Here is a 13,236-nt window from a genome sequence, read left to right as displayed (position 1 = left end):
CAGTAAATCAAAAAACTTCTACGCCCAAAAGGATGGCGTTATTTCAATATTATCAAATTGTAGTAAAATACTACTTGAAAACCTTGCTCCGGTCGTTAAAAGTTGCTACTTTAGCCGCCGATAACGCTAGATTATCAATCATTTTGATACAGACTCTCTTTCTTATAAAAGAAAGGTATTTTCGCTTTTTTCTCTTCCCGTTGAGATTCAAACTGTCGTTCAAACTCTACGTTTTTTATTTTTACTGTATTTTTCATACTCTCTCTTTCCTTTTTTTACGCACATTAACTATTGCATTCAGACACACGAAAAAGCAGCGCAACACCCGGCAGGGTGCTGCGTAACTATTGGGTGCATCTGTTATTTTTTACAGATGCGATTGATAAGATTCAGGGGGAATGTTAGAGTTGCTCGATCTCTTCGGAAGTAAGACCGGTTGCCTTTGAAATATCTTCTAAAGACAGACCTAAGGATTTTAAGTTTTGAGCTATTTCTTTGCGTTCTTCTTCACGCCCTTGCTTTATACCTTTTTTTATACCTTTCTCTTCGCCTTTGATTTCGCCATCTTCAAAACTGGCATCAATGGCAGAAAGCAAATCGCGTTCGACAGCCAGACTCAGTTCGTACTCCAAACGTTCGTTGGCAGACATACGTTCTATTTCCACTATGCTTTTGAGCTTCTGGAATAGTTGGTTGTTGAGTTCATCCGGTAAACGTTCCATTATTTCGATATTATTTAAGACATACAACCATTTTAAGTAAATGGTCTTGCATTCCGACAAAGGTAATACAAATTTCGGCATTTCTAAATACACTTCGTTCAGCGTTTCGCTAAAAGGTATCTTCAGTTCACGGTCCATCCGCACCACATCCCAGCGGTATTTATCCGGATACCCGGGAGACATCACATAATTAAGGATACAGACAATATATACCTTATTTATATTGTAATCCCAATGTTTCTTACGCTCTTCTTCCGTCAAATGTGACAGTTTTTCACGGCCTACAATAGACTGTTGCTGGATAGCAAACGAAGCATAATACAGGATACGGTCGGAAAAGTATTTCTGACGGGTTTTCTGCATCTCCACAATAAAGAACTCCCCCTTCTCATTCTCACAAAAAATATCAAATACTGCACGACGCTGATCCTGCTTCAGGCCCAGCATTTCGACATTGCGAAAAGTGATGTTGATGATTACTTCGTCATGGAGAACTCCATTTAGAAAACTGATGATTAAGTCTTTACTGACTTCACTCCCGAAAATGAGTTTAAACCCGTAATCCGAGAAAGGATTAATAAATTTGCTCATAGTTATAAGTTTTTAGTTGCGCCCATAGTGAGCGTGCGACAAATATATGCATTTATTTTCATAAGATGCAAGATATATGCTCTAAAAACATACGAACTGCTATACATTATATATATGATCCTTTTTCAGTCTACAAAAGGGCCTCACTCCCCTTTCTATCTTATCAATCTCATCATGTCAAAGAACTCGTTTTCCCCGGTTGCTGGCAGGTCCGGGGAAATTACCTTTGTATTTTTACTTACCCTTTCTCGAAAAGGAGAAGAGGCAATATTTGATGCTATTTCTGTTCCTGAATGCAACGTATTGTATGTGCATCACATTTATTCATATTATCCCTCATAGAAGCTCCCCAGTTTGAGTCAATATTACTTTTTACATTAAAACAACTACCCTGATGAATATTACTCCCTTCTTCTCTGGTCCATACAAATCCCCACTCTCCTATATGCCTGAAAATATCGGTAGTAACTCTATAGCCAGCCATTCTATAATAAGTGGTATTTCCAGAACCTTTTGCTTCATAATACAGCACATAACCACCGTCTGACTGTGAGGTAGATTGACTCATTGCATTACCCGTTACCCAAGTATTGAAATTAAAGTTCCCTGATTGAAATAATGCCTTATAATTATTTCTTGAAGCAATACGCCAACCAACCGGACAAGGATCGTGAATTGTTTTATTATTATTAGAGTCATTCCATGAGTTTGCGGTAGTAAATGCAGAAGTTATTCCCCAATAATAAAAAACGGTTGGATGCCGATAAGCCTCCTGAAGTGACACATTTTGAGTTACACCTTGTTTTACAATATATGATAAACCATCCGGACCATATTGATTCAACATATCCGGAACAGGTAAAGGTTCGCTTACCCCTGAAACCTCACTCCTTATACTTGCTGAGTAACTGCTGGGAAAAGGGTCTTTTCTTCCCCATTGATAATGAAATCCATTTGCTTTCGACATCCCTAACGGGTCAGAAGGCACATTCGTATAACCGGCCATAGCTCCTAAATTACGATCCATCATAGGAAATTGGTCACTGTTATAAGTATATTTTTGTTTTCGTTTATATTCCGGCGTAAGAACCGTGGCATTCCCTTTTGCATCAGGGCTATAGTCTGTGACCCAGATATGCCAGCTCCAAAGAATATTTCCTGTTCCATTTGCACCATCATAAGCGGCAATCAGTCCACTACCTCCTGTCGTATTTGGAGCGACACGACAATAAATACGGGCATCCGTAAAACTTTCACCATTCTTTATATCAACAATATTTGAATGATCGGCTAATGTATTAACCACTCCTAGCACAGGATCACCTACATCACCATTTTCTTTCGTCTGCCATAATACTTTAACAGATTGAATCTTTATAGTAGAACACCAGTCATGTAATTGTTCATTAAGTTGCGTTTCTCCATTTATATAAAATGTATACGGATTAAAACAGAATGCACCACCGGGAGCCACCATGAAACAGTTGGCAGTCGGCACCAGATTGTTATTATTCTCGGATGCCGCTATCGGATCGATAATCGTTACACGGCGGTCATTGACAGGTAAGTCAATATGACTGATCTTTACCGTATAATTATAATCCGTATTACTATACAAATTGAAGTCTGTCGATTCAGAACCACCCAGATAGACACGGTAACTCAACTTCTTTTTGAGGTCAGAAGTATTGGCTGCAATAAAATCGACATACGAACTACCCGTCGGGGCATTCGATTTAATACGGTATGTCTGGGAGGTTGCTAATGAATTCGTTCCACGCACGTTAGCCGGAACCCAACAAGAATAATTTCCGGTACCTATTTGGGAACTCGTCAATTGTATAGTTGTGTATTGGTCCAGTAAGGAAGGATATGTCTTATCATTTTTATCTGGAGCAGTCACTACTTTATAATCAAGAGGAATACTTTGCAAAAGGATTTGTTTTAACTGATAATCACTGTATGAATAAGACCAGTTCAGCGTCAGCCGGGTTGCGAGTCGACGCAGCAACAGGCGGACATCTTTACCTTCAATACTTTTAATCGTATTGTTTTCTACGCATACATGTTCCAGATGCAGAACATAAGGCATCTGGTTCATATCCTCCTGATTGGACGGATTTAACTCGGATATAACGGAGGCTTTAATACTTTTAGTTTGGGAGGATGCCAGACTACCAGTACCCAAGGTAGTGCTAGTGTTACCTTTTCCCCATGCCACGATCACCAATTGGCAGTCGGAGTTTGCTGTCAAAATCTGACTAAAAGCGGAACCGATTTCGTGATCAGCAACATCACTTGCATTCATGCCTCCTATGCGATTGCCGTTCTGATCATACTGTTGTATTTCCAGGTTATAGAGCTTGTCAGGTTTCAGGGAACTCTCCGCTCCTTTCGTGGTTACTGCCGGTTGAAGTGCGTAATTGAAAGCGGCTCCATTCGATTTTGTTGTCGATGGTGCAGACAAAGTATATCCGTCTTTTTCGTCGGCAAAGCCGAGATCGAGCGTTACTTCCACTATCTTTCCTTCCAACGGATTCACCGCCGGACTGTCGATCCGTTCCTCGCAACCTGTGCTTATTAATACCAGTGATAAAAGTGTCATTATGACTCCTTTCCTTTCTAATTTGTGTCCTATACCTGCCATCCTTTTATCATTAATTTACTACATCAAAAGCGCCGTTTTAACAATTTGTCAGAATCTCTTTCTTTTATAAGAAAGAGAGTTGGGACTGACGCTTTCCGTATAACCGCTGTTTTTCAACACATTACACTCTGCAGTAAATCAAAAAACTTCTACGCCCAAAAGGATGGCGTTATTTCAATATTATCAAATTGTAGTAAAATACTACTTGAAAACCTTGCTCCTGTCGTTAAAAGTTGCTACTTTAGCCGTCGATAACGCTAGATTATCAATCATTTTGATACAGTCTCTCTTTCTTATAAAAGAAAGGTATTTTCGCTTTTTTCTCTTCCCGTTGAGATTCAAACTGTCGTTCAAACTCTCCATTTTCTATTTTTACCGTTTTTTTCTGACTCTCTCTTTCCTTTTTTTACGCACATTAACAATACGGGATTACTACTAAAAATGCACACCAAAAGCTGTACAACTCCGGCTTAGGAATTGTATAAAAAAAGCCCCGGCAAACAACTACCGGGGCTACGATTCTCTTATATATTTTAAGTATTAAGCATGCATCACCAATAACGGTGTATCGGTGTGAAATAGCATCTTGCGTGCAATCGACGGGTTGAACATACGTGCTAGAATATTGCGACGGTATGTGCTTAATGCAATCATGTCGATTTGTTTATCGCGGACAAACTTTTCGATAGCCAGCAACAAATCCCCGTCGGCCAGCACCGTATGGGTAATGTTTGCATCCGGATATTGTTTCAGGAAATATTCGCGGACACCAGTCAGACGTATTTCGTTCCATTCGTCTTTACTTGTCGATATATTGAACAGATGAATATGAATATCATATCCCTTCACCAGGTCCATAAATTCATCGAAAGCCACCAGGTCGCGCTGGTTGAAGGAAGTAGCGAATGCAATATTTTTGGCTTCGCTAAAATCATTGAAGCGTATGTTTTCCGGAATTGCCAGAACAGGTACTTTGTTCACTTCTATCACTTCACCGGTGACACTACCGATCAGATCCATATCTTTCTGGCTCTTTCCACGCGTACCCATGACAATAAGCGTAGGATGATATTCCTTACAATATGCGAGGATTTCTTCTTCAGGCAGACCTTCCCGTAATACATAATTATATTTTACCTTAGGCAATTCGCCAGCCTGCATCTTACGATTGATCAATGTGCAGATGTTCTCCATATCGATCTGTACACGTTTCAACACGTTCTGTACAGACTCTTCTTCATTTACCTGGTAAGCCAACGTGTCTCCCATCGGAATTGCCGAAGGAAAATATGGGCTGAAATAAGCATGCATGATCATTACTTCCGCACCTGCATGATAGGCATAATTAATACCCAGTTCACAAGCTTTAATGGAATAATCAGAAAAATCAACCGGGATCAGGATCTTTTTCACCTGCGGGGCTGCAACTTCTTCCTGCGTATCCTCACTGAGCCACTTACTGTCCTCTATTATGCGCAAGGCATGAGGCAGATCGCTTTCCTTAATTCTCACACGCACTCCTGCCGAAACGACCGGTTGAATCTGATTTACATTATGTATATAAACTTCAATTCCTTCCGTTTCAAGTATTGTTTTGAGAATCTGAGCTTTCTCGAACGTGTGAATAGCTAATGTTACTAATTTATCTTCCATACTCGTGTGTTTTTATAGATTAAACAATCGGAAAATGCTAATATCACTAATAAAAAAAATCCCACAGCGTTTTTGTTTAGTCAGCTATGGGATTTTTTATGTACTGTAAAATTCTTTACGCCTGCTGTGCTTCAGATACATCCTCTGTTTCCGCCAGTATCTGTAAAGCACGTTCAAATATTGTTGTATCATCCAGAACTACCAAACCACCATCTGGTCCGGGTTCGATATGTATTCCACAGCTTTTACCATCCTTATAATTATATCCACCAAAATAATTACGAACAGTTTCAACTGATAAACCTAACTCATCTGCAATACGATGAGTACTACCGTCAGGCAGACGGTCTTTAATTCTGCGCAATTCATTAAAAGTGATTGTCTTTGTCATGGTTTCCTTATTTTGAAGGTTAATACTTCGTTTATTAATTAATGGCACTAACTTAAGCAATATAAATCAGAGGGACAAATTATTTCGTTAAAATAAACCTTTTAGCAAACATGCTTTACGACATGTGTATATTTAACTGTAACTGCTTATTTTATCTTAAACAGGCAACTAATTGAACATTAAATACTGCTATTATTAAAACAGCAATGAAAATCGCATATACGATCAGACGCTTCTGCCCGATCGAATATAGCTCACTGGCATTACTGTTTGTACCGGTAACTACCGGACGGACTTTGACATATAGCCAATATACCAACCAGCCAAAGAATACTCCTGCGATCGCTCCGGGAACAATATCCGAAATAAAATGGACCCCCAGATATACACGGGTATAAGCGGTAAGAGCAGCCCAAAGGAAGATCGTCCATGTAAACAGCCGGTAACGGAACAACAATGACATAAAGGTCGCAAAACCGAAAGCATTAGCAGCATGGCTGGAAATAAAACCGTATCGGCCGCCCTGGTAATCAAAGACAGTTTTTACCTGATCCATAAAATCCGGATGATGTGTCGGCCGGAAGCGGGTAAAAATGGGTTTGCACACATGTGAAGCAAACTGGTCACAAAGAGTTATTACCAGCACTATCGCCAGTAATATCAGGATAGATTCCCGCCATTTCTTCTTATACAGCAGTACGACCAATATAAAAAAGGCTAACGGCAGCCAGACTGCCTTACCCGAATACAACCACATAAAGCGGTCAAGGAAAGGAGAATCGCTGCCGTTAAGCATGAAGAACAAATCCCGTTCGTAAACTAATATTTTTTCTACCATCAGATTGTTTCTATATCTTTTGTCGGCATCCAGCCAACATTACCATCTTCCAGTGCTATTTCACTCCAGTCGCCTAATGTACTTCTGACAGACACTTTTGTTCCTTCATGCAGAACGAACAAATCCGTACCACTTGCATCCGGAGAACTTTTCACTGTTACTGTCGGAGCAAAAACAATAGCATGTGTACGGTTTACCAGTTCGCTCTTCTGATTTGCGGCAAAGATATTTGTCATAATCACACAAAGCAAAAGCAGCACACCGATATAGAAACCGACTTTCTTCAGGCGAATCTGCCTTGAAAAGAAAAACAGGATCAGGCATCCGATGAATAAGATGAAACAAACGATTCCCATTTTAGCCCAGGAGTCAGCTGCTCCCATATTCTGAATGGATTCGAACCATCTGCTCAGGAAAAATCCGTCTACCGGTTCAATCTTGTCAACAGTCTTCTGACGTGCCATCTGTAAGTTGAAACGGACATCGGCGTCACCCGGATCAAGAACCAGCGCCCGCTCATAATTCAATATTGCAGAGGCAATCTTTCCTGCTTTGTAATAAGCGTTCCCCAGATTATAATAAATCTCGGGGGAATCGCCATTACTTTTCAGTATTCCTTCATATAACTCGATTGCTTTTCCATAATCTTCTTTGGTATACGCAGTCTCAGCTTCCTTTATCGCTGCATCCTGTGCATAAGCAGTCCATGCCAGACACTGAATCAATAGAAAAAACAATATATTTCTAATCTTTATATTCGTTTTCATCTTATTGCTTTTTAATTGTATTCTCCATCTTACCAATGGCATCTACGGTTAACTCATATAACTTATCCATAGCATCCGAAGCCTGAGCCGGCGCATAACGGGCAAATTCGCAGGTGTTCAGAATATCCATAAACTCATTTGTCAAGGTATCATCCACACCAAATTTGGCCAATTCGGTTTCCACATTATCTTTGGTCAGACTTGCCTGAGGAATATTCAGTTTATCACTCAGATATCCCCACAAAGCGCGGAGAACTTCATCATAGAACTCTTCTTTCTTGTTTTCCTTCATCAGCTTGCCGGCATTCTTCAATCTCCTAACAGCGATTTTATTTGCTTTTTTAGTACGAACCAATGCTATATTGGCATTTTCCTTTACTTGCTTGCGATAAATAAAGAAGAAGACAATAAACAGGATAGCCGGTACCAGATAGCACATGTAATACATGAACGATCCAAAGAAAATATCGTTGTTGGCAATGAAATTGAAATCTTTCACTTTCAGGAAACGGATATCTTTACCCAAATACTTCACACTCTCCCTATTGCTGAAATTAGACACGACCGGAGAATTACTGCTTCCCCCCTCGCCTTGTTCTACATGGAGTTTGTAAGGATCGGACTTCAATGTCTTATAAGCACCTGATTTAGGATCGAAATAAGAGAAAGAGATAGCCGGTATCTCAAAATCTCCGGCATAACGGGGAATAGCCATGTATTCAATCGTTTTGCTTCCGCTTACTCCGGCAGCTGTCGTTCTGACATCTGTTTCCGGCTTCGGATCGAAAGTATCGAAATCATTCGGGAAAACAACTTCCGGACTCTTGATCAGTTTAATATTTCCATTACCGGAAATCTTCACTTTAATAGTTACAGCTTCATTTGTCTTTACATTATTGGAATTAATATCCGATGTCATGGTGAAATTACCTACCGCACCGGAGAACGATGCCGGTTTACCGGAAGGCAACGGCTTCACATCTATTGTAGCAGGACTCGATACCAATGCTTTCCGTACTCTGTCGTACATGTCATCAAAACTATCAAAAATGCTGCTTATTTTCCGTTGGGTCGGAATACTGATAATAGCGTCGAACTTACCGCTTTCTATTGTCAGTTTCCCTGAACGTTGCGGATAAAGGACTGTTTGTTTCAAAACAACGGTGAAATAGTTACGACCGTTGTAATGTTCCTGCGACCATTGCTTTTCCTGCGGCAACTCTATCTCCTGGGCAAGAAATCCTTCAAACTCCGGAAATTTTACTCCTTCCAGTCCGCACATGCGTGCTGCATATAATTTGAAAGTGACCAGAAAACCTTCCTGTTCATACACATTCCGGTTTGAAACTTCCATTCTCACAAAATAATCATCCTTGCCTATACCTGTTCCGGCTTGTCCGCCATTTGCTTCGGCAGCCTTGTCCGGAGGAAGTACTTTTACACTTAACGAGTTGGATGTGTAATTCGCTCCTTTTACCTTGATAGAAGCTGCCCCAATATTAAACGTACCCTCTTTCTTCGGCATCAGGATATAAGTAAATGTGTAAGCTACCTCCGAAGAAACATTTCCATTAATAATCTGAGTACTCGAACTTGTGGCAAGAGACGGCCCCATCAGTACTTCGAAATCCGTAAGTTCGGGTATCCGCAAATCGCTTGCCTTCGCTTCAGCATTTACGGTATACGCCAATCTGAATTGTTGCCCCATCACAACAGCATTCGGAGCGACTGCCTTAAAGGTCACATCAGCGGCCTTTGCCATCACCCCGGCTGTTAGAAATAGAACGAATAAGAAAGCTAATCTTCTCATTATATTGTTGTTTTTTCTGTTTTCTGTATCAATTACCACTCTTTATCTGTTTTGCGACGTTGTTGCTGTTGTGCCTGTGCTTTCTTTACTTTCTCCTGCGTATCCTTTTCATCCTGCAGGAAGGCATCGAGCATCTGCTGCGCATTGTCCCGACTCATCTGTTCATTTTGCTGCTGTTCTTGCTGAGTCTTATTTTCTTTCTTGTCGTCTTGCTGTTGCTGCTGCTGGTCTTGTTGCTGTTGATCGTCCTTATTTTCCTGATCTTCGTTCTTGTCCTGGTTCTGCTGATCCTGGTTTTGATCCTGATTCTCATTCTGTTGATTTTCCAGCAACTTCTGGGCTAATGCCAGATTGTAGCGGGTCTCGTCATCAGCCGGATTCAAACGCAAAGACTGTTTGAATGCTTCCACACTTTTGTCATACTCTTTATTCTGCATGCTAATGTCGCCCAGATTATGGAATATATTTGCAAGACGGGCTTTTCCTTCTTCAGTTTCAGCCATCTTTTCAGCAATACCGGTCAGCAACTGGTATTGCTCAGCTGCTTCAGGAAACTTTTTCTGTTTGTATAAGGCGTTCCCCAGATTGTAAGTTCCTTCAACTGAACGGGGATTTACTTCCAGACTTTTACGGTAAGCAATTTCCGATTCGGTAAACTTTTCGTTGCCATACAACTTGTTTCCTTCACGTACGTTCTTACGTTCAGCCTTTTGGGCAAACACCGCTCCCGAGCAAAACAGGAGCGCTCCCATCCATATCATTGATTTTCGTATACGTCTCATCTTATCCATTGAATTAAGAGAACAATTTTACTTTTCTGAAAATTCGGTTCTTCCTGTCTAAGGTAAGGAAGTCTACGATCAACAGGATCAATGCGATCCATGCCAGTGTCTGAAATTGTTCGTTGTATTCGGAATAGACTTTGCTGTCGAGTTCCGATTTATTCATCTTCTCTATCTCTTTCTGCAATGCTTTCAATGCAGAGTTGGTATTGTCGGCACGGACATACATGCCATGTCCTGCGGCTGCGATCTCCTGGCACATTTGTTCGCTCAACTTCGTGATAACGACATTGCCGTCTTTATCCTTCATATAATTGTTGGCTCCTGCAACAGGAATCGGGGAACCTTTCGGATCACCCATGCCGACAATATTCACATGAATGCCTTTTTCGGCAGCAGCGGCAGCGGCTTTTACAGCATCGCCTTCATGGTTCTCACCGTCCGTGATCAGGATAATTGTCTTATCGGATGTTTCACTGGGTGTGAATGAACGCATAGCCAGATTGATAGCCGAACCAATAGCCGTACCTTGTGTCGACACCATCGACGGGTTGATGGATGACAGGAACATCTTTGCCGAAATATAATCGGAAGTGATTGGCAGCTGGGTGAAAGCGTCACCGGCAAAAACGATCAGCCCCATCTTGTCATCCTTAAAGCCATCCGTCAGTTTCGACAACATCTGTTTAGCTTTATCCAGACGGTTGGGTGATACGTCTTCGGCCAACATGGAGTTGGAGACGTCCAGGCAAACCATTATTTCGACGCCCTGGCGTTTTACGGTTTCCAGTTTAGAACCAAACTGCGGTCCCGCAATAACAAAGATAACCATCGTGATGGCTCCGAACAATAGCCAAAACTTCAAATGCTGGCGTTTGGGAGATACCTCCGGCATCAACTCTGCCAACAATTCGGGATTACCATATTTCTTTATTGCTTTTTTCTTCAGGATGATTGCATATACATAGAATGCAATCAACACCGGAAGGATGAAAAGCAAGTACAAAAAGTCCGGATGTGCAAAACGAAACATAAGCCTTTATATTTACGGTATATTTCTTAACAATGTATTTCTCAATAAAATCTCAACCAAAAGCAAAGCGAATAACAACAAGGCCCAGTTCTTATATTCCTCCTGTTTCTTGCTATATTGCTGAACGCTGATCTTGGTCTTTTCCATCTTGTCGATCTCCGAATAGATTTCTTTCAGACTGGCATTATCCGTTGCACGGAAATACTGTCCGCCGGTCGTTGCCGCAACCTGTTTCAAGGTCGCTTCATCGATCTCGACTGGAATATCCTGATATTGTACCCCGAATGCCGTTTGGAACGGATAAGGAGCCATACCTTGTGTCCCTACCCCGATCGAATAAACCCGGATACCGAATGTCTTGGCAATCTCTGCAGCCGTTACCGGAGCAATCTCACCCGCATTATTCACACCATCGGTCAAGAGGATAATCACTTTTGATTTAGCCTGACTGTCTTTTATACGACTTACCGCATTAGCCAATCCCAGGCCGATGGCAGTTCCATCCTGGATGATTCCCGGTTGAATGTCCTTGAACAGGTTTAACAACACCGTATGATCAGTCGTCAGCGGGCACTGTGTGAAACTTTCAGCTGCAAAAACGACCAACCCGATATTATCGTTCGGACGACCGTTGATGAAGGAAGCCGCCACATCTTTGGAGGCCTCCAGGCGGTTCGGTTTCAGGTCCTGTGCCAGCATACTACTGGAAATATCCATTGCCAGTACAATATCGATACCTTCTGTCGAGGTGTTTTGCCAGCTATTCGTCGACTGCGGACGAGCCAGTATGATAATAAGTACCGTCACTGCCGCCATCCTTAATATAAAAGGAACATGTCTCAGGTATACTTTCCATGAAGTTGCTCCCGGTGCATCGAATGCCTCCGAAGATGATACCTGCAAACTAGCCTGACTTTTGCAGAGCTTCCAGATATACCATCCTATCATCGGGATAAGCAGCAATAACAAATACAGATATGTAGGATTTGCAAATACCATTTTATTCTTTTGTTATATTAGAATCGTTTGTTTCAGTTGCTTTCCCTTCCGTCTCTGCTTCAGGAACGGCAACTTCTTCAATCTTCGTCTGATTAATAAATAAGTATGCATTCACCATACTCAGATCATTCTCATCAGGCAGCGGATTCATTTTTGCGAATTTCACGAAATCAGACAAATTAAGTATCTGTTTCAGATTTTCGTAAACCGAATCAGCTTCGTGCTGCTTGCGGATAATGTCCAGGATTTCGCCGGAAGTCATTTCCATCGCATTGATATCGAAGCGGTCCACGATATAGCGACGCAATGTCTCGGTGATTAACGTATAATACTCCTTGCTGCGCCCCTGCTGCCAGAGTTTCTGCTGCTTGATCTCATCCAGTTCCTTGATAGCCTGCTCGTGAGGCGGGAGCTTCGGTTCCGGTTTCTTGAACGGGATAAGGGATTGCTTGTTGCGTATACGTTTAATAATATAGGCAATCACGCAAATCAGGAACAGAGCCAGCAATATGCCATAGATAAGCGGATAGTAGTCTGCCAGCACAAAAGGCGGTTTCCATATATCCTTTATATCATAAAACTCTTCCGGTTTATCCACATTCACAGGAATGGTCGAAACTTTCAGGGCCACCTGGTTTGAATAAACAGTATCGACTCCGTCGATTACTTTGAGTGGCGGCAACAGATACAATGACGAATCGAAAGAAGTTATCAGAATATCCTGCTTGATCAGCAGGCGGTCGTTCTCGATAACCGACGAATCCGCTTTGGAAAGGCTCAGCACTTCTACCCCACGCATCAATGTGTCGTTGGGGATCACTATCTGAACCGGTTTGTCCTTGTCTGTCGTAACCGTCAAATGTAAAACAGTCTGTTCTCCGATCAGGATGGCAGCCGAGTCGATCTTTACATCGATCAATGTCTGCTGTGCCACCATCTTCCCTCCTGCCAGCAGGAACAGAAGAAGGAACAGAAAGCTTTTATTTATTATTTTCTTTTGCAT

At 41.6% G+C, this 13,236-nt stretch carries 12 protein-coding genes; all 12 read right to left on the bottom strand.

The annotated features are described in order from the left end of the window. Positions 1 to 134: 134 nt before the first annotated feature. The 12 genes from K6V26_RS28535 to K6V26_RS08825 all read right to left on the bottom strand — a co-directional run bounded on the left by K6V26_RS28535 (position 135) and on the right by K6V26_RS08825 (position 13,236). Positions 135 to 257: a hypothetical protein gene (locus tag K6V26_RS28535; protein WP_016212987.1), complete on the bottom strand. Its 123-nt coding sequence runs from the start codon at positions 255 to 257 to the stop codon at positions 135 to 137. Between the two features lie 144 nt (positions 258 to 401). Next, entirely contained in the window at positions 402 to 1,313 is a 912-nt protein-coding gene (locus K6V26_RS08875) for an Rpn family recombination-promoting nuclease/putative transposase (protein ID WP_195585633.1), read from the bottom strand. Between the two features lie 277 nt (positions 1,314 to 1,590). Then, on the bottom strand, positions 1,591 to 3,960 hold the full coding sequence (locus K6V26_RS08870) for a DUF4906 domain-containing protein (protein ID WP_046147066.1): 2,370 nt from the start codon (positions 3,958 to 3,960) through the stop codon (positions 1,591 to 1,593). A 540-nt stretch (positions 3,961 to 4,500) separates the two neighbouring features. Next, positions 4,501 to 5,613, bottom strand: a complete 1,113-nt coding sequence (locus K6V26_RS08865; RefSeq protein WP_046147065.1) for a universal stress protein — start codon at positions 5,611 to 5,613, stop codon at positions 4,501 to 4,503. Positions 5,614 to 5,728: 115 nt separating this feature from the next. Next, the gene (locus tag K6V26_RS08860) at positions 5,729 to 6,004 is read right to left on the bottom strand and encodes a hypothetical protein (RefSeq protein WP_007656557.1); all 276 of its coding nucleotides are present in this window, start codon (positions 6,002 to 6,004) and stop codon (positions 5,729 to 5,731) included. 151 nt (positions 6,005 to 6,155) lie between these two features. Beyond that, positions 6,156 to 6,842 (bottom strand): phosphatase PAP2 family protein, encoded by a 687-nt coding sequence (locus K6V26_RS08855; RefSeq protein WP_224265135.1) that lies wholly within the window; start codon positions 6,840 to 6,842, stop codon positions 6,156 to 6,158. Then, positions 6,842 to 7,609, bottom strand: a complete 768-nt coding sequence (locus K6V26_RS08850) for a tetratricopeptide repeat protein (protein ID WP_007656555.1) — start codon at positions 7,607 to 7,609, stop codon at positions 6,842 to 6,844. Before K6V26_RS08850 ends, K6V26_RS08855 begins: the two co-directional genes overlap by 1 nt. A 1-nt stretch (position 7,610) precedes the next feature. After that, positions 7,611 to 9,419 carry a BatD family protein gene (locus tag K6V26_RS08845; RefSeq protein ID WP_224265134.1) on the bottom strand — a complete coding sequence of 603 codons (1,809 nt, stop codon included), beginning with the start codon at positions 9,417 to 9,419 and terminating at the stop codon, positions 7,611 to 7,613. A gap of 32 nt (positions 9,420 to 9,451) precedes the next feature. Continuing rightward, positions 9,452 to 10,201, bottom strand: a complete 750-nt coding sequence (locus tag K6V26_RS08840) for a tetratricopeptide repeat protein (RefSeq protein WP_187386437.1) — start codon at positions 10,199 to 10,201, stop codon at positions 9,452 to 9,454. A gap of 13 nt (positions 10,202 to 10,214) precedes the next feature. Further along, positions 10,215 to 11,234, bottom strand: coding sequence for a vWA domain-containing protein (locus K6V26_RS08835; protein WP_007656552.1), 1,020 nt, complete (start codon positions 11,232 to 11,234; stop codon positions 10,215 to 10,217). A 12-nt stretch (positions 11,235 to 11,246) separates the two neighbouring features. Continuing rightward, positions 11,247 to 12,233: a vWA domain-containing protein gene (locus tag K6V26_RS08830; protein WP_007656551.1), complete on the bottom strand. Its 987-nt coding sequence runs from the start codon at positions 12,231 to 12,233 to the stop codon at positions 11,247 to 11,249. Position 12,234: 1 nt separating this feature from the next. Further along, positions 12,235 to 13,236 (bottom strand): hypothetical protein, encoded by a 1,002-nt coding sequence (locus K6V26_RS08825; protein ID WP_046147064.1) that lies wholly within the window; start codon positions 13,234 to 13,236, stop codon positions 12,235 to 12,237.

The organism is Parabacteroides goldsteinii (genome assembly GCF_020091425.1).
Taxonomy (GTDB): domain Bacteria; phylum Bacteroidota; class Bacteroidia; order Bacteroidales; family Tannerellaceae; genus Parabacteroides; species Parabacteroides goldsteinii.
Note: the sequence above shows the minus strand (reverse complement) of the source record. Positions and strands in the feature narration are given on the sequence as shown.

Coding starts and splice junctions, on each gene's coding strand:
- K6V26_RS08845 (WP_224265134.1), bottom strand. CDS start 9,419: ATGAGAAGATTAGCTTTCTTATTCGTTCTATTTCTAACAGCCGGGGTG.
- K6V26_RS08860 (WP_007656557.1), bottom strand. CDS start 6,004: ATGACAAAGACAATCACTTTTAATGAATTGCGCAGAATTAAAGACCGT.
- K6V26_RS08840 (WP_187386437.1), bottom strand. CDS start 10,201: ATGAGACGTATACGAAAATCAATGATATGGATGGGAGCGCTCCTGTTT.
- K6V26_RS08875 (WP_195585633.1), bottom strand. CDS start 1,313: ATGAGCAAATTTATTAATCCTTTCTCGGATTACGGGTTTAAACTCATT.
- K6V26_RS08825 (WP_046147064.1), bottom strand. CDS start 13,236: ATGCAAAAGAAAATAATAAATAAAAGCTTTCTGTTCCTTCTTCTGTTC.
- K6V26_RS08835 (WP_007656552.1), bottom strand. CDS start 11,234: ATGTTTCGTTTTGCACATCCGGACTTTTTGTACTTGCTTTTCATCCTT.
- K6V26_RS08855 (WP_224265135.1), bottom strand. CDS start 6,842: ATGGTAGAAAAAATATTAGTTTACGAACGGGATTTGTTCTTCATGCTT.
- K6V26_RS08850 (WP_007656555.1), bottom strand. CDS start 7,609: ATGAAAACGAATATAAAGATTAGAAATATATTGTTTTTTCTATTGATT.
- K6V26_RS08870 (WP_046147066.1), bottom strand. CDS start 3,960: ATGGCAGGTATAGGACACAAATTAGAAAGGAAAGGAGTCATAATGACA.
- K6V26_RS28535 (WP_016212987.1), bottom strand. CDS start 257: ATGAAAAATACAGTAAAAATAAAAAACGTAGAGTTTGAACGACAGTTT.
- K6V26_RS08830 (WP_007656551.1), bottom strand. CDS start 12,233: ATGGTATTTGCAAATCCTACATATCTGTATTTGTTATTGCTGCTTATC.
- K6V26_RS08865 (WP_046147065.1), bottom strand. CDS start 5,613: ATGGAAGATAAATTAGTAACATTAGCTATTCACACGTTCGAGAAAGCT.